Below are 20,643 nucleotides of genomic sequence, written 5' to 3' on the forward strand. Positions count from 1 at the left end.
ACCTCCGCCGCCGGAGGGTCAGCCGTCGAGCCGCAGCAGCCAGCCGTGGCGGTCTTCGCGGCGACCGTACTGGATGTCGGTGAGTTCTTCGCGCAGCGACAGCGCAAGCTCCCCGACCGGCTGCTCGTCGAGGAAGTCCTTGCCCTTGAGCACCCCGATCGGGGTGACCACGGCCGCGGTGCCGCAGGCGAAGACCTCGACGATGTCACCCGAGGCGACGCCCTCCCGCCATTCGTCGATCGAGACCGCGCGGCCCTCCACGTGGTGGCCGCGGTCGATCGCGAGCTGCAGGATCGAGTCGCGCGTGATCCCTTCGAGGATCGACTCCGACTGCGGGGTGACGATCCGCCCGTCCTTGTACACGAAGATGATGTTCATGCCGCCGAGCTCCTCGACGTTGCGGTGCTCGTCGAGGAACACCACCTGGTCGCACTCGTTCTCGTAGGCCTCGGACTGCGGCAGCAGGCTCGCGGCGTAGTTGCCGCCGGTCTTCGCCGCTCCGGTGCCGCCCTTGCCGGCGCGCGAGTAGTCCTCGCTCAGCCAGATCGACACCGGCTGGACGCCGCCCTTGAAGTAAGCCCCGGCGGGGCTGGCGATGACGTAGTAGTTCACCTTGTGGGCGGGACGGACGCCCAGGAAGGCCTCCTTGGCGAACATGAACGGCCGCAGATACAGGCTCTGGTCGGCGCCACTGGGAACCCATGCGCCGTCCACGGCGATGATCTCCCGCAGCGACTGGATGAAGTAGCTCACCGGCAGCTCGGGAAGGGCGAGGCGGCGCGCCGAGCGCTGCAGGCGCCGGCCGTTCTGATCGGGGCGGAACGTGTGGATCGAGCCGTCGGCGTGGCGATAGGCCTTGATCCCCTCGAAGATCTCCTGGCCGTAGTGCAGGACGGCGGCGGCGGGATCCATGGCGATCGGACCGTACGGCTGCACCCGGGGACGGTGCCACCCGCCGCCCACCGACCAGCAGATGTCGACCATGTGGTCGGTGAAGTGGGTGCCGAAGCCGGGGTTGGCCAGGATCGCGTCGCGCTCGGCCGGCGTCTTGGCCGCGAGGTTCTTGGTGACGGCGAACTGCAGGGGGGCGAGGCCGGTGTCGGGGTCTGAGTCGATGAGCGTCATGCGGGCATCCTGAGGTGTGTGGCGCGGAGATGTCCAGGTTACGCCTGGAGGCGTGCGACGATGTCGTCGCCGATCCGCGAGGTCGTTCGCGGTGCGCCGCTGCGGGCGGCGATGTCCCCCTCGACCGCGCGCGTGACGCGATCGGCTTCGGTGCCGAGACCGAGGTGGTCCAGCATCAGAGCGACCGAGAGGATGGCCGCCGTCGGGTCGGCCTTCTGCTGCCCGGCGATGTCGGGAGCCGATCCGTGCACGGGCTCGAACATCGATGGGAACGCCCCCGCGGGGTTGATGTTCCCGGAGGCGGCGAGGCCGATGCCACCGGTGACGGCGCCGGCCAGGTCGGTCAGGATGTCGCCGAAGAGGTTGTCGGTGACGATGACGTCGAAGCGGCGGGGGTTCGTGACCAGGAAGATGGTGGCCGCGTCGACGTGGAGGTAGTCTACGGCGACATCCGGATGCTGCGCCGCGACCTCGCGCACGATGCGCTGCCAGATCGCCCCCGCGTGGACGAGCACGTTGGTCTTGTGCACCCAGGTCAGCCGCCGTGAGCGGCGCTCGGCGAGGTCGAACGCGTAGCGGACGACGCGTTCGACGCCGAAGGCGGTGTTGACGGATGTCTCGTTGGCGACCTCCTGCGCCGTTCCACGGCGGATCGCGCCGCCGTTTCCGACATAGGGGCCCTCGGTGCCCTCGCGCACCACGACGAAGTCGATGTCGCCGGGGTCTGCAAGAGGTGTGACCGAGCCCGGGTACGTCTTGGACGGCCGGAGGTTGACGTAGTGGTCGAGCTCGAAGCGGAGCTTCAGCAGCAGTCCCCGCTCGATGTTGGCGTCCTTCAGCCGCGGGTCGCCCGGCACTCCGCCCACGGCGCCGAGCAGGATCGCGTCGTGCCCCGCGATCGCGGCGAGATCGTCATCGGTGAGGGTGTCACCGGTGTCGAGGTAGCGCCCGGCTCCGAGCGAGAACCGGGTCTTGTTGAAGGTGACGCCACCGGCCGTGACGGCGTCCAGCACCTTCTCCGCCTCGGCCACGACCTCCGGGCCGATACCGTCTCCGGGGATCACGGCCAGCTTCACCACACGCGACATCGCACTCCTGTTCATCGGAAGCCTCGTCCGACGAACCGGTCGGTCACGAGGCGCGGGATCCCTTCAGAGTAGTGGCCGCGACGACACCGGCGAGGACGACCAGTCCCGCCCCGATGAGCGCGGTGACGCTCACTCCGGCGGAGAAGGCCTGCGCCGCCGCGGCCTGCAGGCCCTCCCCCGCGGAGCCACCGAGCTCTGCCGCCGCCTGCACGGCCCCGGCGAGCGTCTCCCAGGCGTCCGCGGCCACCGCGGCCGGGACGCCCTCGGGAAGCACCAGATTCGATCGGTAGAGCGCCGTCAGCAGCCCCCCGAGCACCGTCGTCCCCAGCACAGCCCCCAGTTCGTACGCTGTCTCCGAGACCGCGCTGGCTGCCCCGGCCTTGGCGGGTGGCGCGCTGGCGAGGATCAGTTCATTGGAGACGGTCTCAGCCGCGCCGATGCCCATCCCCAGTGCGACGAACGCGCCGATGAGAAGCCCGGGACCGGTGTCATCGCCCGCCGCGGCGATGAGGAGATATCCGAGCACCGAGAGCATCAGGGCCGCCGGCACGACGATGCGCGGTGCGATGCGCTTCGCGATCGGCACCACCGTCAGCCCTGCCGCGATCATCGCGGCCAGGCCCGGAACGAGGGCGAGGCCCGATTCCAACGGGGTGAGCCCGAGGACGAGCTGGAGGTGCTGCGCCACGAAGAAGAGGAAGCCGACGAGCCCCACGACGCTGAGGAGGTTCACCACGAGGGCGCCACTGAAGGTTCCCACGCGGAACAGACGCATATCCAGCATCGGATTCTGCACCCGCAGCTGCCGGCGCACGAACAGGACGCCGAACGCCAGACCCGCCAGGATCAGCAGCGGGGCGGGCCCTGACACTCCGTACACCGCGAGTTCCTTGATGCCGTAGACGATCGGGACCATCGTCACCAGCGAGAGCGCGATGCTGAAGGGATCGATGCGACCCGGGTTCGGATCCCGGCTCTCGGGCACCAGGAGCGGGGCGAGGATCAGCAGCGGGATGAGGACCGGCACAGCCATCAGGAACACCGCCCCCCAGGAGAAGTGCTCGAGGAGAATGCCGCCGACGATCGGTCCGAGGGCGGAACCCGCCGAGAACATCGAGGCCCACACCGCGATGGCGAAGCGGCGCTGATCGCGATCGGTGAAGATGCTGCGCAGCAGCGAGAGGGTCGAGGGCATCAGCATCGCGCCGAAGACGCCCATGCCGGCGCGCGCGGCGATCAGCCACTCCGCGCTCGGGGCGAAGGCGGCGAGGGCGGAGACTGTGGCGAAGCCGGTCGCGCCGAGCAGCAGCATCCTTCTCCGCCCGAATCGGTCACCGAGGGTTCCCATGGTGACCAGCAGTCCCGCGAGCACCAGCGGATACGCGTCGATGATCCACAGCTGTTGAGTGCTGGAGGGGGCCAGATCAGCTGAGATCGCCGGCAACGCGAAGCTCAGCACCGTGTTGTCGACCGAGACCAGCAGCACGGGCAGCATGAGGACGACCAGGGCCGCCCAGCCACGCCATCCCACCCGCCTGCCCGCGGTGTCGGCGAGTTCGATCTCCTGCGTGAGTGTCATCATTTCTATACCGTCCGGTCGGTATAGTATCAGAGGAGGATCCACCCCGTCGATACGATCGAGGCCATGAGCAGACCACCCCTCGCCCGAGAGAAGGTCCTCGACGCGTTCGAGGCGCTGCTCATCGGCGAGGGCGAACGCGGATCGACGCTGGATGCCACGGCCCGAGCCGCGGGGGTGTCCAAGGGAGGGCTGCTGTATCACTTCGCGTCGAAGGAGGCGCTCGAACAGGCGCTTCTCGAACGGCTCCACTCGCTCGTCGATGCCGACGTCGCGGCCACCGCCGCCGCCCCGGAAGGACCCATCGCGTACTTCGTGCGCACCTCCGTGATGAACGACGACGCGCTGGACCGCGCACTGCTCGCCGTGGCGCGCCTGGCTCAGGGGGGCAACGCCGCAGCGAGCGAGGCGCTGCGCGACGTCCGGGCGAAGTGGGCCGACGTGCTCCGCCCCCACACCCGCGATGCTGCCGCGCTGGACCTCGTCATGCTGGTCAGCGACGGGCTCTACTTCAACAACGCCCTCGGGGGTGGGAACGTCCCCGGACCAACACCCCGCGGCGGGGCGCTGGACGCCCTCATCAGCCTCGTCGAACGCTCTGCGGGCACCTGACGGCGACGGTCAGGATCCGGTGATGTCGATCTGCCGGAACAGGTCGGCTCCGGTCGCGCGTCTCATCTCGTCGAGGATCTCGTCGGGCACCGGCGAGTCGACGGTGAGCACGCTGAGGGCGCGCCCCGTGCTGTCGGGCTGGGCGACCTGGAGGGCCTCGATGTTGATGTCGGCGTCGCCGAGGTACTTGCCGTAGATCGCCACGATCCCGGGCCGGTCGGCGTACCGCATGACGACGTGATGATGCGCGATGGCGACCTCGATGTCGTAGCCGTTGATGCCCACGACCTTCGGAACCATCCGCGTACCCGCGAGGGTTCCGGCGACCGTGAGCACCGTGCCGTCGGAGAGGGTGCCGCGCAGGAGCGTGATGTTCCGGTAAAGAGGGCTTTCGGTCTCGACGATCAGGCGGACCTCGATGCCGCGCTGCTCGGCGAACAGCGGCGCGTTGACGTAGGAGACGTTCTCGCTGACGATGTTCGTGAAGATGCCCTTCAATGCCGCGAGCCGGTAGACGCTGACGTCGTACGCGGCGAGCTCACCACGCACCTCGATGTCGAGACTGGTCAGCGCACCGTGCGCGAGGGCGGTGAAGAACTGGCCGAGCTGCTCGACGAGGGCGATGCCGGGCCGCACGAACGGGTCGATGACTCCCCCGGCGACGTTCACCGCATCGGGAACGAGATCGCCCTCGAGAGCGAGCTTGACCGAGCGAGCCACCGAGACGCCGGCCTTCTCCTGCGCCTCCTCGGTGCTCGCTCCGAGGTGCGGAGTGCCGACCACGTTGGGCAGGGACACCAGGCGCGCGGCCACCGAGTCGGTCGCGGGCGGCTCGGTGGTGAAGACGTCGAGGCCTGCGCCGGCGACCACTCCTGTCGTCAGCGCGGTGTACAGGGCGTCCTCGTCGATGAGTCCGCCACGGGCGACGTTCACCACGTAGGCCGAGGGCTTCATCAGCGCCAGCTGCTCGGCGCCGATCATGCCCGTGGTCTCCGGGGTCTTGGGCATATGGACGGTGATCGCGTCGCTCTGGCGCAGCACCTCGTCGAACGAGAGCAGTTCGACCCCCAGCTGCTGCGCGCGCGCGGGCGTGACGTAGGGGTCGTATCCGACCACACGGACGCCGAACGCGCGCAGGCGCTCGGCGACGAGCGCCCCGATACGACCGAGACCGAAGATGCCGACGGTCTTCTCGAACAGCTCGACGCCGGTGAAGGCGCTGCGCTTCCATTGTCCGTCGGCGAGGGAGGCGTGGGCGGCGGGGATGTGACGGGCAAGACTCAGGATGTGGCCGACGGTCAACTCGGCAGCGGAGATCACGTTCGAGGTCGGCGCATTCACGACCATGACGCCCTGCGCGGTCGCGGCCTTGATGTCGACGTTGTCGAGGCCGACGCCGGCGCGGGCGACGACCTTGAGGTCGGGAGCGGCGGCCAGAGCCTCGGAGTCGATGCGCGTCGCCGACCGCACCAGCACGGCGCGCGCGTCGGCGAGGGCGGCCAGGAGCGCGGCACGATCGGTGCCGTCGACGTGGCGGACGTCGAAATCCGGCCCGAGGGCGTCGATGGTGGCGGGTGAGAGCTGTTCGGCGATCAGGACGACGGGCTTCGACACAGGGGCAGACCTTCGGTGCGGGCGCGAGCGGCGACGAGCGGCTGTGGGATGTCCCGCCGCACGCGGGGCGGGCCGCTGTCAGCCTATCGCGCGAGGGTGAGCCCCTCCGACCGTGTGACGTCGCGGGAAACGGGTCACCCGAGAAGCTGAGCCCCGTACGTGTAGGCGTAGGCGAGGACGTTCACCCACAGCACGGCCACGACGGCGAGACCGACCAGCAGCACCAGGGCGAACTCGCCGAGCGGTCGGGTGTAGCCCACCGCGAAGGCCACCCCGAAGGCGATGATCGGGAACACGATCGTGAGCCCGAGCACCGCCCAGCCGAGCGCATTCAGACCGAGCGGACCCGACGCCTGGGCGACGAGCAGGGTGACGGCGTTCCAGACCACGTAGGCGTAGAACAGCCCGAACGCGCCGCTGACGGCGACGGTGACCCAGACGGGTCGCCGTCGAGCGGGCGCGGAGTCGGAGGCGGAGGCCGAGGTCATGATCCGAATGCTCCTACGACGATGAACGGCCACGGCACGAGGAGCACGACACCTGCTCCCAGGAGCACCCAGCGAAGCCACGCGGCCGAGCGGCGGGTGAGGGTGTAGACCGCGGTGAACCACAGCGCGGGAGCAGCGACCGCGAGCCCCACCGCCGCGGCGTTCCCGGTGGTCCACACCGGTGGGGCGATGCCGTCGCCGGAGACGAGGAAGGAGGCGACCCCGTGGACGCGGAGTCCGCCGATCAACCAGCCGATGGAGAACAGCAGATAGATGCCGCCGAGGATCCCCAGAGCGATCAGCGACGCGTTGCCCATCCCTCTGGACGCGTCTTCCTCGAGGGCCACGTCGCCCGGCGCCGTGTCGGCGCCGCCCTCCAGGTCGGCGTCGGACCTCCGCGCCGGTTCCTGCGTCTTCGGAAGCTCGCCGCTGCCCTTCCCGACTGCGCGATAGCCCGGCGGCAGCGTCGGTGGCGCCCCCCGTCCGGCGGGAGGCGGGTCGACCGGGACGGGGTCGTCGTCGCCCTCCCAGCGGAAGGCGTCATCATCGCGCGACGTCACCGGTTCAGGCTACCGGGCCGCGGCTCTCCCCCACGCGACCCGCCCCGGGCAGGACGACACCGGCGGGTCGCGACGTGCGCGACCCGCCGGTGCGGATACTCGGATGAACCGAGGTGCGGCTCAGCGCGCCGCGGACCCTTCCGTGTAGTCGGCATCGGTCTGCTTCCACGCGAAGAGCGAGCGCAGCCCCCGGCCGACCTCCTCGATCGGGTGCTGGGCCGCCTTCTCGCGGAGGGCGAGGAACTCCTTGCCGCCGTTGTCCTGGTCGTCGATGAAGCGCTGGGCGAAGGCACCGGACTGGATGTCGGCGAGGACGCCCTGCATGTTCTCCTTCACGTGCGGGTCGATCACGCGCGGCCCCGAGACGTAGTCGCCGTACTCGGCGGTGTCCGACACCGACCAGCGCTGCTTGGCGATGCCGCCCTCCCACATCAGGTCGACGATGAGCTTCAGTTCGTGCAGCACCTCGAAGTAGGCGATCTCGGGCTGGTAGCCGGCCTCGCTGAGCGTCTCGAAACCGTACTGGATGAGCTGCGACACCCCGCCGCAGAGCACGGCCTGTTCACCGAAGAGGTCGGTCTCGGTCTCTTCGGTGAAGGTGGTCTTGATCACGCCGGCCCGGGTGCCGCCGATGGCCTTGGCGTACGACTTCGCCACGTCCCACGCCTGACCGGAGGCGTCGTTCTCGACGGCGATGATGTCGGGGATCCCACGGCCGGCGACGAACTCACGGCGGACCGTGTGGCCGGGCGCCTTCGGCGCGACGAGGATCACATCGACGCCCTCGGGCGCCTGGATGTAGCCGAAACGGATGTTGAATCCGTGGGCGAAGGCGAGGGTCTTCCCGGGCGCGAGCCTGTCCTTGATGTGGTCGGTGAAGATCCCGCGCTGGTGCTGATCGGGCGCGAGGATCATGATGAGGTCGGCCCACTCGGCGGCGTCCGCGACGTTCTTGACCTCGAAGCCCTCCTCCTGGGCCTTCTCGGTCGACTTCGACCCGTCCTTCAGCGCGATGACGACCTCGACACCCGAGTCGCGGAGGTTCAGCGCGTGGGCGTGCCCCTGCGAGCCGTAGCCGACGATCGCGACCTTCTTGCCCTGGATGAGCGAAAGGTCGGCGTCGTCGTCGTAGAAGATCTCAGCTGTCATGGATGTTTCTCCTTGTCGTGGTCGTTTCGTCTCGCTTCGCTCGCTCAACGACCGGCGCGAGGAAGCCGAAAAGTTCAGCCGCGGAGGACCCGCTCGGTGATGCTCTTGCCGCCGCGGCCGATGGCGAGGAGTCCCGACTGCGCGAGCTCCTTGATGCCGAACGGCTCGACCGCGCGCAGGAACGCCTCGATCTTGCCCTTGTCGCCGGTGATCTCGACCACCACGGCATCGGGGGCGTAATCGACCACAGAGGCGCGGAAGAGGTTCACCACCTCGAGCACGTTCGATCGATTGGCGTTGTCGGCGCGGACCTTGACGAGCATGTGCTCCCGCTGCACGGACGCCGTGGCATCCAGCTCGACGATCTTGATGACGTTCACCAGCTTGTTCAGCTGCTTCGTCACCTGCTCCAGCGGGAGCTCGTCGACATCGACCACGACGGTGATGCGGGAGAGGCCGGGAACCTCGGTCACCCCCACGGCGAGGGACTCGATGTTGAACCCGCGGCGCGCGAACAGCCCCGCGACACGGGTGAGCAGACCGGGCTTGTCCTCCACGAGGAGGCTCAACACGTGGCTCGACATGTCACATCTCCCGCTCGAAGGCCGGCGAGTGGTCGCGGGCGTACTGGATGTAGCTGTTGCTGACACCCTGCGGCACCATGGGCCACACCATCGCGTCGGCGCTCACGACGAAGTCGATGACGACGGGACGGTCGTTGGTCTCCAGGGCCTTCTGGATGGCCGCGTCGACATCCTCTTCCCGCTCCACTCGCATCGCCAGGCACCCGTAGGCCTCGGCGAGCTTGACGAAATCGGGGATGCGGATGGTGTCGTGCCCGGTGTTCAGGTCGGTGTGCGAGTAGCGGCCGTCGTAGAACAGGGTCTGCCACTGACGCACCATGCCGAGGGAGGAGTTGTTGATGATCGCGACCTTGATCGGGATCTTGTTGATGGCACAGGTGGCGAGCTCCTGATTGGTCATCTGGAAGCATCCGTCACCGTCGATCGCCCAGACCACGCGGTCGGGCTCGGCGACCTTCGCGCCCATCGCCGCCGGCACCGAATAGCCCATCGTGCCGGCCCCGCCGGAGTTCAGCCAGGCATTGGGGCGCTCGTACTTGATGAACTGCGCCGCCCACATCTGGTGCTGACCGACGCCGGCGGCGTACACCCCCTCGGGGCCGGTCAGTTCGCCGATCCGCTGGATGACGTACTGCGGGGCGAGGAGCCCGTCGGTCGTCGGCGCGTAGCCGAGGGGGAACTCGTCGCGCAGTCCGTCCAGGAACGACCACCACTGGGCGATGTCCGGAGCGGTGTCGGCGCTCGCCGCGCGGAAGGCCGCCTCGAGATCGGGCAGCACCTCTTTCAGGTCGCCCACGATCGGCACGTCGGCGGCCCGGATCTTGCCGATCTCGGCCGGGTCGATGTCGACGTGCACCACCCGGGCATCGGGCGCGAAGAGAGCGGCCTTGCCGGTGACGCGGTCGTCGAAGCGTGAACCGAGGGCGATGAGGAGGTCGGACTCCTGCAGTGCCAGCACTGCGGGAACCGTCCCGTGCATGCCCGGCATGCCGAGGTGCTGAGCGTGGGAGTCGGGGAAGGCGCCGCGGGCCATCAGCGTCGTCACGACCGGCGCGCCGGTCGCCTCGGCGAGCGACCGCAGCTCTGCCGCAGCGCGGGCGCGGATCACACCGCCGCCGACGTACAGAACGGGCTTCTTGGCCTGCGCGATCAGCTGCGCGGCGGCCTGGATCTGCTTTCCGTGAGCCCTGGTGACCGGTCGGTAGCCCGGGAGGTCGATCTTCGGTGGCCACTGGAACGGGGCTTCCGCCTGCTGGGCGTCCTTGGTGATGTCCACCAGCACCGGGCCCGGTCGACCCGTCGCGGCGATCTCGAAGGCAGCAGCGATGGCGCCCGGGATGTCTGCGGCGCGCTTGACCAGGAAGGAGTGCTTCGTGATCGGCATCGTGATGCCGACGATGTCGGCCTCTTGGAACGCGTCGGTTCCCATCAGGTTGGAGAAGACCTGCCCGGTGATGGCGACGACGGGCACCGAGTCCATGTAGGCGTCGGCGATGGCGGTGACGAGGTTCGTCGCGCCAGGGCCCGACGTCGCGATCGCGACACCGACCCGGCCCGATGCCGAGGCGTAGCCCTCGGCCGCGTGGCCGGCACCCTGCTCGTGGCGGACGAGGATGTGACGGATCTCGGAGGTGTCCATCAGCGGGTCGTAGACGGGCAGGATGGCGCCTCCGGGCAGACCGAAGACGTCGGTGACGCCGAGGAGCTCCAAGGAGCGGACGACCGCCTGCGCGCCCGTGAGCACGGGCGCGGACGGGGCCGCGGTGCGAGCGGGGGGCCGGGGAATGGCCGTGGCGGATTCGGCGGGCATGGTGAGGATCCTCACAGATGGGATGGAACGGATGCGGGAAGCGGGCCTAACCGGTGACCGCGCCCTCCGCTGCGGAGCGCACGAGTCGCGAGTACTTGGCCAGAACGCCACGGGTATAGCGCGGGGGAAGGGGCTCCCAGCCGTCACCGCGGGAGCTCAGCTCTGCGTCATCGACGAGTAGGTCGAGAGTGCGAGCCGCGATATCGACCCGTATCAGATCACCATCGCGCACGAAGGCGATGGGACCTGCGTCCACCGCTTCGGGTGCTATGTGGCCGATGCACAGGCCGGTTGTGCCGCCGGAGAATCGACCGTCCGTCAAGAGTAGTACATCTTTTCCGAGGCCTGCGCCCTTGATGGCCGCGGTGATGGCGAGCATCTCCCGCATGCCGGGGCCCCCCTTCGGACCCTCGTAGCGGATGACGACGACGTCGCCGGCGGAGATCTGTCCGGCCTCGAGGGCGTCCATCGCGGCGCGCTCCCGCTCGAAGACCCGCGCCGGCCCCTCGAAGACGGCGGCGTCGAAGCCGGCGGTCTTGACCACCGCGCCCTGCGGGGCGAAGGAGCCGTGAAGGATCGTGATCCCGCCGGTGGCGTGGATCGGGTCATCGAAGCGGTGGATGACGTCGCCGTCGACCGGGTCGGGATCGAGGTCGCGGAGGTTCTCGGCGAGGGTCTTGCCCGTGACGGTCAGGGCATCGCCGTGGAGCAGCCCCTCGTCGAGCATGGCCTTCATCACGACCGGGATGCCGCCGTGACGGTCGACGTCGTTCATCACGTACCTGCCGAACGGCTTCATGTCGGCCACGTGCGGCACCTTGTCGCCGATGCGGTTGAAATCGTGGAGGTCGAGGTCGATCTCGGCCTCGTTGGCGATCGCGAGGAGGTGCAGCACGACGTTCGTGGATCCTCCGAGTGCCATTGCGAGGGCGATCGCGTTCTCGAAAGCCTCCTTGGTGAGGATGTCCCGCGTGGTGATGCCCTGCTTCAGGAGGTTCACCACGGCCTCGCCCGAGCGCCGCGCGAAGTAGTCCCGGCGCCGGTCGGCCGACGGCGGCGCGGCCGAGCCCGGCAGGCTGAGCCCCAGCGCCTCGGCGACGGAGGCCATCGTGTTGGCGGTGTACATGCCGCCGCAGGCACCCTCCCCGGGGGCGAAGGCGCACTCGATGCGCTTGAGGTCGGCCTCGGACATCCGCCCTGCGAGGCACGCACCCACGCCCTCGAAGGAGTCGATGATGGTGATCTCCTTCTCGGTGCCGTCCGAGAGCTTGACCCACCCGGGCGCGATGGAGCCGGCGTAGAGGAAGACGCTGGAGAGGTCGAGGCGGGCGGAGGCCATGAGCATCCCGGGGATGGACTTGTCGCATCCGGCGAGGAGCACCGAGCCGTCGAGGCGTTCGGCCATCATGACCGTCTCGACCGAGTCGGCGATCACCTCGCGCGAGACCAGCGAGAAGTGCATGCCCTCGTGCCCCATGGAGATGCCATCGGACACGGAGATGGTTCCGAACTGCAACGGGTATCCGCCGCCGGCGTGAACGCCCTCTTTCGCCCCCTGGGCGAGCCGGTCGAGACTGAGGTTGCACGGGGTGATCTCGTTCCAGCTCGACGCGATGCCGATCTGGGGCTTGTCCCAGTCCTCGTCGCCCATTCCGACGCCGCGCAGCATGCCGCGCGACGTGGTGGCCTCGATCCCGTCGGTGACGACGCGACTGCGCGGTTTGATGTCGACGGCGGAGGGGTCGGGGATGTCGGAGCGCACCATGCTCGCAGTCTATTCCCGTCCCGCGACCCGCCGTTCCGCGAGCGCCCGCAGCAGACGGGCGAGCGCTGCGATGTCGGGCACGCTGATGGTCGCCGCCGTCTCGCCGGCGCCGACGTGGACGCCCAGGTCGCCCGCACCGAGGCTGCGCAGAGCGTCTTCGTCGGTGACGTCGTCGCCGGCGAACAGCACGGCGGTCGCCCCGACCCGCTCGCGCAGCGCCGCGACGGCGGTGTCCTTCCCCTCATGCCGGAAGGCGTACTCGACGATGTTGTGGCCCGTGCGCCGACGCCAGTGCGGAGCCTCATGGACGACCATGCCGTCGATGGCGTCGCGCGAGCGGTCGGCGTCGTCGGGAGAGGCGAGTCTGCTGTGCACGGCGAAGCCGAAGGTCTTCGGTTCGATCCACACGCCGTCGAGGTCCGCGATGATCTGCTCCGCCTCGACGCGCAGTCGGTCGCGCAGCGCCTCGTCGCCGGCGTCGTCGGGGGCTGCCGCCGCACCGACCCCCGGGCTCCAGAACTCGGCGCCGTGGGATCCCGCGAGCAGGATCGGCGAATCGTCGTCGTGCTCGCCGATGACCCGCAGATCGTGCAGGCTCCTGCCGGACACGAACGCGACGACGGTCTCGGGGGCCGCGGTCAGCGCGAGGACGGCGTCACGGGCGTCATCGGTCATCCGCGCGTCCATCGGCTCATCCAGCAGCGGGGCCAGGGTGCCGTCGAAATCCAGGGCGACGAGGAGCCGCGGCGTGGCCGCGAGACGATCGATCTCGGCGCCGGCCCGGGACAGTTCGGCGGGCGACGCGGTCATCGTGCCGCCCGCCGGCGCGAGACATCGGCGAGGGCGTCCAGGAATTCCCGAGACCAATCCTCGACGTCGTGCTCGAGCACGCGCTTGCGCAGTGCCCGCATGCGGCGGCCCTGTTCGGCGCCGGGCATCTCTATCGCGCGGACGATGGCGTCCTTCAGCCCGTCGATGTCGTGGGGATTGATGCGGATGGCTGTGCCGAGCTCGTCGGCAGCGCCGGCGAACTCACTGAGCACGAGCACACCGCGGTTGTCGACCCGGCTCGCGACATACTCCTTGGCCACGAGATTCATCCCGTCGCGGAGGGCGGTGACGAGCATCACATCGGACGCGAGATACAGCGCGACCATCTCCTCGCGCGGATAGGACTGATGCAGATAGCGGATCGCGGTGTGGTCCATGGTGTCGTGATCGCCGTTGATGCGACCCACGGTCAGTTCGATCTCGTCGCGCAGTTGAACGTACGCCTCCACCCGCTCGCGGCTGGGGCTGGCCACCTGGACGAGCGTCACATCCTCGACGCTCACCCGTCCGTCCTCGAGCAGCTCGCCGAACGCCTTCAGCCGGTGACCGATCCCCTTGGTGTAATCGAGCCGGTCGACGCCGAGGAGGATCTTGGCGGGGTTCCCCAGGCTCGCGCGGATCTCCGCGGCCCGGGCCTGGATGTCGGGTCGACGCGCCATCTCGATGTAGAAATCCGCGTCGATCGAGATGGGGAACGCGCGTGCGAGCGCGAGACGGTCCCCGCCGCCCGGGAGCGGGACGGTGATGCCGCTGGCTTTGGTGTCGAAGCGCAGCTGGCGCCGCACCGCACGGGCGAAGTTGCCGGCATCCTGTACGCGCTGGAAGCCGATGACATCGGCGCCGAGCAGTCCCTCGAGCACCTGCCGACGCCACGGGAGCTGGGCGAACAGGCCGTATGCGGGGAACGGAATGTGGTGGAAGTAGCCGATCGTCAGGTCGGGGCGCCTCCGCCGCAGCAGCTGCGGCACAAGCTGCAGCTGATAGTCCTGCACCCACACCGTGGCGTTCTCGGCGGCCACCTCGGCAGCCGCATCGGCGAAGCGCTCGTTCACCGAGACGTACGCGTCCCACCACACGCGCCGGTACCTCGGGGCGGAGATGACGTCGTGGTAGAGCGGCCAGATCGTGTCGTTCGAGAAGCCTTCGTAGTAGTTCTCCACCTCGTCGGCGTCCAGGCGCACCGGGTGCAGGTGCGTGCCGTCGAAGTCGAACGGCTCGATGTCGAGGCCGGGCTTGCCGGCCCATCCGACCCAGGCGCCGTGCGTGCGGCGCATCACGGGCTCCAGAGCGGTCACCAGGCCGCCCGGGGACTGACGCCACCCGCCGTCGGCGTCCCGGTCGACGGGGAGCCTGTTCGCGACGACGACGAGCGGGGCTTCAGACACACGGACTCCTCACGAGGCGGACTGCTTGCCTCAGGCTATCGGTCGGCCTCGCCAGGCGCCCTCGGAGTCGACGGGCTTGTGTCAAGGCCCGGGTTGTGGCAGGCGCGCACGATAGCGTGGGCGTATGCGCTCCTACCTGTTCGGTTCCGGCATCATCAGCGCGATCACCGGGGGCCTCGCGCTCCTGCGTGGCCTGCGCAACGGCGAGGCCTTCACCTGGCGCATGGCCCTCGCGTGGGTCAGCTGGGGGATCAGCCTCGCGCTTGCGATCGGGACGATCGTCGACACGCGGCGAGCAGCTCGCGGGAAGAACATCGACCTCGACTCCCCCGTGAGCGGGCGCGAGGACAAGCTCATGAAGAAACGCGCACGTCGCGGACGCTGATGCCGCGTCGCGGTCTCAGCGGGAGAGGATCACCGCATCCCCCTGACCGCCGCCACCGCACAGCCCGACGGCGGCGGTGCCGCCTCCTCGCCGGACAAGCTCGTGCACCGCGTGGACGACAAGCCTGTTGCCGGAGGCGCCGATCGGGTGACCGATGGCGATACCGCCGCCGTGCGGGTTGACGACGTCTTCGTCGAGACCGAGCTCCTGCTGCGATCGCACCACGACGGCGCCGAAGGCTTCGTTGATCTCGACGAGATCGAGATCGGCCGGCTGGATCCCCTGCCTGGCGCACGCCTGCGCGATCGCCCGCGACGGCTGGGAATGCAGAGAGTTGTCGGGGCCGGCCACCTGACCCGCAGCGCCCACCACCGCCAGGACCGGCCATCCGTTCTCATCGGCGTGCGACCGCGAGGTGAGGACGACGGCGGAAGCACCGTCGGAGATCTGCGAGGAGTTGCCCGCGGTGATCGTGCCGTCCTTCGCGAAAGCGGGCCGGAGGCCGCCGAGGGTCTCCACGGTGGTGTCGGGCCGTATTCCCTCATCCGCCGCCACGACGACGGGAGCGCCTCGGCGCTGCGGCACCTCGACGGGCACGATCTCGGCGTCGAAGATCCCGGCGCGCTGGGCGGCGGCGGCGCGCTGATGCGACCGGGCCGCGACGGCATCCTGAGCCTCGCGGGTGATTCCGAGCGCGCCGTTGTGTCGCTCCGTGGAGGCGCCCATGCTCTCCGCGTCATACGCATCGGTCAGGCCGTCGAAAGCCATGTGGTCGAGCACCTCGATCGACCCGTACGCGTACCCGTCGCGCGAATTCATCAGCAGGTGCGGGGCGCGCGTCATCGACTCCATGCCTGCGGCGACCACGACGCGCGCATCGCCGAGGCGGGTCATGCGGGCCGCATCGATCACGGCCGTCAGCCCCGACAGGCAGACCTTATTGACGCTTCCGGCGTGGACTTGCCACGGGATGCCGGCACCGATCGCCGCCTGCCGTGCGGGATTCTGGCCCGCGCCTGCGGCAAGCACCTGGCCCACCAGGACTGCGTCGACGGCGTCGGCGCGGACCCCGCCCCGCGCGAGGGCACCGGCGATCGCCGCGCTGCCGAGCTGCACCGCGGTCAGCGGTGACAGCTGACCCTTCAGTCGTCCCTGCGGGGTGCGGGCGGCGGCGACGATGACGACGTCTTCGTGGTTCATGCGTGCTCCTCGAGGTTCTTCGACATGATGAGAGGCGGCTCGGTCTTGGACCGCACCTCGTCGACACTCACGCCCGGTGCGAGCTCGGCGAGCACGAGCCCCTCGGGCGTGACGTCGATGACGGCGAGATCGGTGATGATGCGATCCACGACTCCCCGCCCGGTCAACGGCAGCGTGCACTCGAGCACGATCTTGGGCGAACCGTCCTTGGCCACGTGCTCCATCAGGACGATCACGTGCGCCGCGCCGTGGACGAGGTCCATGGCGCCACCCGGACCCTTCACCATCTTGCCGGGGATCATCCAGTTCGCCAGATCGCCGTGGCGCGAGACCTGCATCGCGCCCAGAATGGCGGCGTCGATCTTGCCTCCGCGGATCATCCCGAAGCTCGTCGCGGAGTCGAAGAACGCCGATCCGGGAAGGACGGTGACCGTCTCTTTGCCGGCGTTGATGAGGTCGGGGTCGACATCCGCGTCGGGTGGATAGGGCCCGACACCCAGGATCCCGTTCTCGGACTGCAGGACGACCTTCACGCCCGCGGGCAGGTGGTTCGGCACCAGGGTCGGCAGACCGATCCCGAGGTTGACATAGGCACCGTCGCGCAGCTCCTGCGCCGCTCGTGTCGCCATCTGGATCCTCGTGAGTGCCATGTCAGCGCCCCTCCTTCTCATCGGATGCCGCGACCGTGCGCTTCTCGATCCGCTTCTCGATCCCGGCGCCGACCTCGATGACGCGATGGACGAAGATCCCCGGCAGGTGGACCTGGTCGGGGTCGAGCTCGCCCGGCTCGACGAGTTCTTCGACCTGGGCGATGCACACCCGGCCGGCCATCGCCGCAAGAGGGTTGAAGTTGCGAGCGGCCTTGTTGAAGACCAGGTTTCCCGCGCGGTCCCCCTTCCGCGCGTGCACCAGGGCGAAATCGGTGACGATGGCCTCCTCCAGCACGAACTCGCGAGGAGAGCCATGAACGTCGAAGACGCGGACGTCCTTCGGCGGCGAGGGCACCGCGATCGATCCGTCGGGGTGGTAACGGCGCGGCAAGCCGCCCTCGGCGACTTGCGTTCCCACGCCGGTCTGGGTGAAGAAGGCCGCGATACCCGAGCCCCCCGCTCGCAGCTTCTCTGCCAGCGTCCCCTGCGGGGTGAGTTCGAGCTCGAGCTCTCCAGAGAGGAACTGCCGCTCGAACTCCTTGTTCTCCCCCACGTACGACGAGGTCATCTTGCGGATGCGGCGGGCCTGGAGGAGCACTCCCAGACCCCAGTCGTCGACACCGCAGTTGTTGCTCACGACGCTCAGATCCGTCGTCCCCTGCGCGAGGGTCGCCTCGATGAGGGCGATGGGATTGCCCGAGAGGCCGAACCCGCCGACCGCGAGGCTCGCGCCATCGGGGATGTCGGCGACGGCTGCGGCCGCCGAAGCGAAGGTCTTGTCGATCACGCGCACTCCTCTGTGGTCGTCGATCCGTGGTCGTCGATCCGTGGTCGTCGATCCGTGTCCGTCGATCCGTGTCCGACGACTGCGCTCCCCATCCTCGTCTTGAAGAGACGCGAGGACCGCGCGGTTTCTTGCGATGTGGATGATCGGACGCGTAGCGTCCACATCATGGACAATCTCGACCAGCGCGGCGTCCCCGGCACGCAGGCGATCGGACGCGCGGCTCGGCTTCTGCGGATGGTCACCGCCGCGGGCGGAGACGGAGCCACGATGAGGGACCTGGCCGCACGCGCCGACCTCACCCGACCGACCGCGCATCGCATCCTTCACGCGCTCCGGCAGGAAGGGCTGGTCGACTTCGACGAACGTCTCGGCAGATGGCTCCCCGGCCCCGAGCTCTATCTCATGGGAACAGTGGCGGCCGCGCGGTACGACATCACCGACCTCGCGCGGGACATCGTGCGCTCCCTGGCCGTCCGTACCGAAGAGAGTGCCTTCCTGTCCGTGCGACGCGGAGATGAGACGGTCTGCCTGCTTCGAGAAGAAGGGAGCTTCCCCATCCGTTCCTTCGTGCTGTCCGAGGGCGTGCGCTTCCCGCTGGGTGTGGCCTCCGCCGGCCTGGCCATCCTGTCCTTTCTCCCCTCCCACGATGTGGACGCCTACCTCGATCGACATCCGGATCTCCCCGACCGATGGGGGTCCTCCCATGCCCCCGTCCGTCTTCGTTCCCGCATCCGTGAGACGCAGGAGCGCGGGTATGCCGTCAATCCGGGACTCATCGTCGAAGGAAGCTGGGGGCTCGGCGCCGCCGTCTTCGCCCGCGACGGCCATCCGCAGTGGGCGCTGAGCCTGACGGGCGTGCAGTTCCGCTTCTCCGCCGACCGGCTCGCCGACCTCGGCAAGACGCTCCTCGCTCACGCGCACCAGCTCACCGCACGGATCGCCGCGAGCGGTCGATGAGCCGGGTCGGTGGATCGGCGATCTCCGCCTCCATCGTCATCGACACGTCTCCTCGCTCATCACCGAGCGGCTCGCGCCGGCGGAACGCTGGTCGACGCCCTCGCACGCCGCCGGGTCATCGCCGTCCACCGGTCCTCGAGTCAGAGCGCGGCGACGACCTCGTCGGCGACGACCTCGCCGCCCGCGGGAGTGAGCACGATCGAGTAGTGGTTGAACCCCGCGACGCGGCGGTGGGAGATCGCGGGTCGTTCAGCGAGGAGCGCTGACAGGTGGTCGAGAGGGTACAGTCCCGGCTCTTCGTCACGGAGCCCGCGCGGGACGGTGATCAGCCGGGCCGGGTGTCCGAGCGCGTCCAGCGCACCCGGCAGAGCCGACCCCGCCGTGAGATCGACGGTGTCGTCGACGGTGACGGCTTCGCTCGTGGCGGGTCGCAGCCTTCCGTCCCCGGCGTCGACGAGGTCGTAGCGGAAGTAGTCCTCCAGCTCCGGAGTCCACGGCGACGGGAAGGCGGGGTGCTCCCGCCAGAAGCGCAGGTAGGCGGCCTCATCGTCGAACGTCTCGCGGAGCCGCGCCGCGGTGGGTCCGAGGATCGCGGCGACCGTCTCCTGCGGCGAGAGCCCTTCCGGGGTACGCAACGGCAGCCCGCCGTCCACCAGCACCAGACGGTCGAGAAGATCCGGATGCCGGTGGGCCAGCACCACCGAGACGAAGCCGCCCATCGAGTGCCCGACGACGACGGAGACCCGCCCGAGGGTCTCGGAGATGACCAGGGCGAGGTCATCGGCGTGACGGGCCATGCCTGCGGGGCGATCCGCGGTGCTGCGGCCACGGCCGCGCAGGTCGGGGGCGATCACTCTGATCCCGCGAAGCTGTCGGACGGTGTGCGCCCACACGCGGTGGGAGGAGGTCACACCGTGGACGGCGAGGATCTCTCCGCGCAGGGGTTCGATCGGTTCCCACACCCCGACGCGGAGTGCGCCGCCGGGAACGGCGACGTCGCGCGCGAGGTAGCGGTGCGAGCGATCTGCGGTCATCGCGCCGTCCAGCCGCCGTCCATCGTGTACGAGGCCCCGGTGACCATGGCTGCGCTGTCGCCGGCCAGCCACCCCACGAGCGAGGCGACCTCCTCGGGTTCGATCAGGCGCTTGATCGCCGTCTCGGTGAGCATGATCTTCTCGATGACCTCGTCCTCGCCGATGCCGTGCAGCCGCGCCTGATCGGCGATCTGCCGCTCGACCAGGGGCGTTCGCACGTAGGCGGGACTGACGCAGTTACTCGTCACCCCCGAGCGGGCGCCCTCGAGCGCCGTGACCTTCGACAGACCCTCGAGTCCGTGTTTGGCGGTGACATAGGCCGATTTGAAGGCGCTGGCGCGCACGCCGTGCACGCTGGAGATGTTGATGATCCGCCCCCATCCCCGCAGCGCCATACCGGGAAGGGCCGCCCGGATGAGCAGGAACGGGCATTCGACCATGAGCCGCTGGATGTGGCGGAAGTCCTCGGGTCTGAAGTCGACGATCGGGTCGACCCGCTGCATCCCGACGTTGTTGACGAGGATGTCGACATCCAGCCGGACGTCCTCCAGGGCAGCGGTGTCGGCGAGGTCGACCACCCACGGCTCGGCTCCGAGCTCCTCCGCCACCGCCTCGGTCTGGTAGACGTGGTGATCGGCGACGATCACGTGCGCGCCGCGACGACGGAACTCCTTCACGCAGGCCAGCCCGATACCGCTCGCACCACCGGTGACGATGGCGCGCTTTCCATGGAGGTCGCTGTCTGTCATCCGGGCTCCTTCGCTCGCCGGCACCGGCGGGAGCGGCGCCCGACCTCAGCGTAAGACGTCGGGGACCTCAGAAATGCGAAACGCCCCGGTGGATCGGGGCGTTTCGGTCTGGTGGTGCGCCCCCAGGGACTTGAACCCTGAACCCACTGATTAAGAGTCAGTTGCTCTGCCGATTGAGCTAGAGGCGCGAACCCGGTCGCGTCGAAGAAGACCCGCGAACCGAGGGTCAACATTACCATCACGATGTCGCCACGGTGAAATCGGCCACCGTGCGCCGCCTATCCTTGACCG

The 20,643-nt window shown here is 69.2% G+C and carries 20 protein-coding genes and 1 tRNA gene; 3 read left to right on the plus strand and 18 right to left on the minus strand.

What is annotated here, in order from left to right; translation table 11 throughout:
- Positions 1-18 precede the first annotated feature (18 nt).
- From HDC37_RS10130 to HDC37_RS10140, 3 genes are read right to left on the minus strand one after another with little or no spacing between them, the layout of a single operon-like run.
- The gene (locus tag HDC37_RS10130) at positions 19-1,125 is read right to left on the minus strand and encodes a branched-chain amino acid aminotransferase (protein WP_179560281.1); all 1,107 of its coding nucleotides are present in this window, start codon (positions 1,123-1,125) and stop codon (positions 19-21) included.
- A gap of 38 nt (positions 1,126-1,163) precedes the next feature.
- A complete protein-coding gene (locus tag HDC37_RS10135; RefSeq protein WP_179560282.1) occupies positions 1,164-2,213 on the minus strand; it encodes a 3-isopropylmalate dehydrogenase in 1,050 nt (349 codons plus the stop codon).
- A gap of 43 nt (positions 2,214-2,256) precedes the next feature.
- Positions 2,257-3,792: an MFS transporter gene (locus HDC37_RS10140; protein ID WP_374939175.1), complete on the minus strand. Its 1,536-nt coding sequence runs from the start codon at positions 3,790-3,792 to the stop codon at positions 2,257-2,259.
- Positions 3,793-3,858: 66 nt separating this feature from the next.
- Between HDC37_RS10140 and HDC37_RS10145 the strand changes: the two genes are divergently transcribed.
- Positions 3,859-4,404 (plus strand): TetR/AcrR family transcriptional regulator, encoded by a 546-nt coding sequence (locus tag HDC37_RS10145; protein ID WP_179560284.1) that lies wholly within the window; start codon positions 3,859-3,861, stop codon positions 4,402-4,404.
- A 9-nt stretch (positions 4,405-4,413) separates the two neighbouring features.
- Here the strand turns inward: HDC37_RS10145 and serA are convergent, their stop codons facing one another.
- The 9 genes from serA to HDC37_RS10190 all read right to left on the minus strand — a co-directional run bounded on the left by serA (position 4,414) and on the right by HDC37_RS10190 (position 14,590).
- The gene (gene serA, locus HDC37_RS10150) at positions 4,414-6,018 is read right to left on the minus strand and encodes a phosphoglycerate dehydrogenase (protein WP_179560285.1); all 1,605 of its coding nucleotides are present in this window, start codon (positions 6,016-6,018) and stop codon (positions 4,414-4,416) included.
- A 134-nt stretch (positions 6,019-6,152) separates the two neighbouring features.
- Positions 6,153-6,506, minus strand: a complete 354-nt coding sequence (locus tag HDC37_RS10155) for a bacitracin resistance protein (protein WP_179560286.1) — start codon at positions 6,504-6,506, stop codon at positions 6,153-6,155.
- Positions 6,503-7,066, minus strand: coding sequence for a DNA polymerase III subunit gamma/tau (locus tag HDC37_RS10160; protein ID WP_179560287.1), 564 nt, complete (start codon positions 7,064-7,066; stop codon positions 6,503-6,505). Before HDC37_RS10160 ends, HDC37_RS10155 begins: the two co-directional genes overlap by 4 nt.
- Positions 7,067-7,186: 120 nt before the next feature.
- Positions 7,187-8,263, minus strand: coding sequence for a ketol-acid reductoisomerase (ilvC, locus tag HDC37_RS10165; RefSeq protein WP_257021425.1), 1,077 nt, complete (start codon positions 8,261-8,263; stop codon positions 7,187-7,189).
- 26 nt (positions 8,264-8,289) lie between these two features.
- Positions 8,290-8,799, minus strand: a complete 510-nt coding sequence (ilvN, locus tag HDC37_RS10170; protein ID WP_124293464.1) for an acetolactate synthase small subunit — start codon at positions 8,797-8,799, stop codon at positions 8,290-8,292.
- Position 8,800: 1 nt separating this feature from the next.
- Entirely contained in the window at positions 8,801-10,609 is a 1,809-nt protein-coding gene (locus HDC37_RS10175) for an acetolactate synthase large subunit (protein WP_179560289.1), read from the minus strand.
- Between the two features lie 46 nt (positions 10,610-10,655).
- Positions 10,656-12,374, minus strand: coding sequence for a dihydroxy-acid dehydratase (gene ilvD / locus HDC37_RS10180; RefSeq protein ID WP_179560290.1), 1,719 nt, complete (start codon positions 12,372-12,374; stop codon positions 10,656-10,658).
- A 9-nt stretch (positions 12,375-12,383) separates the two neighbouring features.
- Complete coding sequence (gene otsB, locus HDC37_RS10185) at positions 12,384-13,184, minus strand: trehalose-phosphatase (protein ID WP_179560291.1); 801 nt, start codon at positions 13,182-13,184, stop codon at positions 12,384-12,386.
- The gene (locus tag HDC37_RS10190) at positions 13,181-14,590 is read right to left on the minus strand and encodes a trehalose-6-phosphate synthase (RefSeq protein WP_179560292.1); all 1,410 of its coding nucleotides are present in this window, start codon (positions 14,588-14,590) and stop codon (positions 13,181-13,183) included. Before HDC37_RS10190 ends, otsB begins: the two co-directional genes overlap by 4 nt.
- Positions 14,591-14,714: 124 nt before the next feature.
- Here HDC37_RS10190 and HDC37_RS10195 point away from each other — a divergent pair, with 124 nt between their 5' ends.
- Positions 14,715-14,975, plus strand: a complete 261-nt coding sequence (locus HDC37_RS10195) for a hypothetical protein (protein ID WP_179560293.1) — start codon at positions 14,715-14,717, stop codon at positions 14,973-14,975.
- Between the two features lie 15 nt (positions 14,976-14,990).
- On the opposite strand, the gene HDC37_RS10200 is transcribed toward HDC37_RS10195, so the two are convergent.
- From HDC37_RS10200 to HDC37_RS10210, 3 genes are read right to left on the minus strand one after another with little or no spacing between them, the layout of a single operon-like run.
- The gene (locus HDC37_RS10200) at positions 14,991-16,175 is read right to left on the minus strand and encodes an acetyl-CoA C-acetyltransferase (protein ID WP_179560294.1); all 1,185 of its coding nucleotides are present in this window, start codon (positions 16,173-16,175) and stop codon (positions 14,991-14,993) included.
- On the minus strand, positions 16,172-16,825 hold the full coding sequence (locus tag HDC37_RS10205; protein ID WP_179560295.1) for a CoA transferase subunit B: 654 nt from the start codon (positions 16,823-16,825) through the stop codon (positions 16,172-16,174). The genes HDC37_RS10200 and HDC37_RS10205 overlap by 4 nt, the downstream gene beginning before the upstream one ends.
- A 1-nt stretch (position 16,826) precedes the next feature.
- Positions 16,827-17,612, minus strand: coding sequence for a CoA transferase subunit A (locus HDC37_RS10210; RefSeq protein WP_179560296.1), 786 nt, complete (start codon positions 17,610-17,612; stop codon positions 16,827-16,829).
- A gap of 165 nt (positions 17,613-17,777) precedes the next feature.
- Between HDC37_RS10210 and HDC37_RS10215 the strand changes: the two genes are divergently transcribed.
- Complete coding sequence (locus tag HDC37_RS10215) at positions 17,778-18,569, plus strand: IclR family transcriptional regulator (RefSeq protein ID WP_179560297.1); 792 nt, start codon at positions 17,778-17,780, stop codon at positions 18,567-18,569.
- Between the two features lie 140 nt (positions 18,570-18,709).
- Here HDC37_RS10215 and HDC37_RS10220 read toward each other — a convergent pair whose 3' ends face one another.
- From HDC37_RS10220 to HDC37_RS10230, 3 genes are all read right to left on the minus strand, one after another.
- Positions 18,710-19,603, minus strand: a complete 894-nt coding sequence (locus HDC37_RS10220) for an alpha/beta hydrolase (protein ID WP_257021426.1) — start codon at positions 19,601-19,603, stop codon at positions 18,710-18,712.
- A complete protein-coding gene (locus HDC37_RS10225; RefSeq protein ID WP_179560298.1) occupies positions 19,600-20,352 on the minus strand; it encodes a 3-hydroxybutyrate dehydrogenase in 753 nt (250 codons plus the stop codon). Before HDC37_RS10225 ends, HDC37_RS10220 begins: the two co-directional genes overlap by 4 nt.
- A gap of 112 nt (positions 20,353-20,464) precedes the next feature.
- A tRNA-Lys gene (locus HDC37_RS10230) sits at positions 20,465-20,540 on the minus strand.
- Positions 20,541-20,643 lie beyond the last annotated feature (103 nt).

The organism is Microbacterium sp. AK009 (assembly GCF_013410955.1).
Classification (GTDB): domain Bacteria; phylum Actinomycetota; class Actinomycetes; order Actinomycetales; family Microbacteriaceae; genus Microbacterium.

What these genes read in the sequence shown, in the direction of transcription:
- HDC37_RS10130 (WP_179560281.1), bottom strand. Translation starts at nt 1,125, where the DNA reads ATGACGCTCATCGACTCAGACCCCGACACCGGCCTCGCCCCCCTGCAG.
- HDC37_RS10135 (WP_179560282.1), bottom strand. Translation starts at nt 2,213, where the DNA reads ATGTCGCGTGTGGTGAAGCTGGCCGTGATCCCCGGAGACGGTATCGGC.
- HDC37_RS10140 (WP_374939175.1), bottom strand. Translation starts at nt 3,792, where the DNA reads ATGACACTCACGCAGGAGATCGAACTCGCCGACACCGCGGGCAGGCGG.
- HDC37_RS10145 (WP_179560284.1), top strand. Translation starts at nt 3,859, where the DNA reads ATGAGCAGACCACCCCTCGCCCGAGAGAAGGTCCTCGACGCGTTCGAG.
- HDC37_RS10155 (WP_179560286.1), bottom strand. Translation starts at nt 6,506, where the DNA reads ATGACCTCGGCCTCCGCCTCCGACTCCGCGCCCGCTCGACGGCGACCC.
- ilvN (WP_124293464.1), bottom strand. Translation starts at nt 8,799, where the DNA reads ATGTCGAGCCACGTGTTGAGCCTCCTCGTGGAGGACAAGCCCGGTCTG.
- HDC37_RS10175 (WP_179560289.1), bottom strand. Translation starts at nt 10,609, where the DNA reads ATGCCCGCCGAATCCGCCACGGCCATTCCCCGGCCCCCCGCTCGCACC.
- ilvD (WP_179560290.1), bottom strand. Translation starts at nt 12,374, where the DNA reads ATGGTGCGCTCCGACATCCCCGACCCCTCCGCCGTCGACATCAAACCG.
- otsB (WP_179560291.1), bottom strand. Translation starts at nt 13,184, where the DNA reads ATGACCGCGTCGCCCGCCGAACTGTCCCGGGCCGGCGCCGAGATCGAT.
- HDC37_RS10195 (WP_179560293.1), top strand. Translation starts at nt 14,715, where the DNA reads ATGCGCTCCTACCTGTTCGGTTCCGGCATCATCAGCGCGATCACCGGG.
- HDC37_RS10200 (WP_179560294.1), bottom strand. Translation starts at nt 16,175, where the DNA reads ATGAACCACGAAGACGTCGTCATCGTCGCCGCCGCCCGCACCCCGCAG.
- HDC37_RS10205 (WP_179560295.1), bottom strand. Translation starts at nt 16,825, where the DNA reads ATGGCACTCACGAGGATCCAGATGGCGACACGAGCGGCGCAGGAGCTG.
- HDC37_RS10215 (WP_179560297.1), top strand. Translation starts at nt 17,778, where the DNA reads ATGGACAATCTCGACCAGCGCGGCGTCCCCGGCACGCAGGCGATCGGA.
- HDC37_RS10220 (WP_257021426.1), bottom strand. Translation starts at nt 19,603, where the DNA reads ATGACCGCAGATCGCTCGCACCGCTACCTCGCGCGCGACGTCGCCGTT.
- HDC37_RS10225 (WP_179560298.1), bottom strand. Translation starts at nt 20,352, where the DNA reads ATGACAGACAGCGACCTCCATGGAAAGCGCGCCATCGTCACCGGTGGT.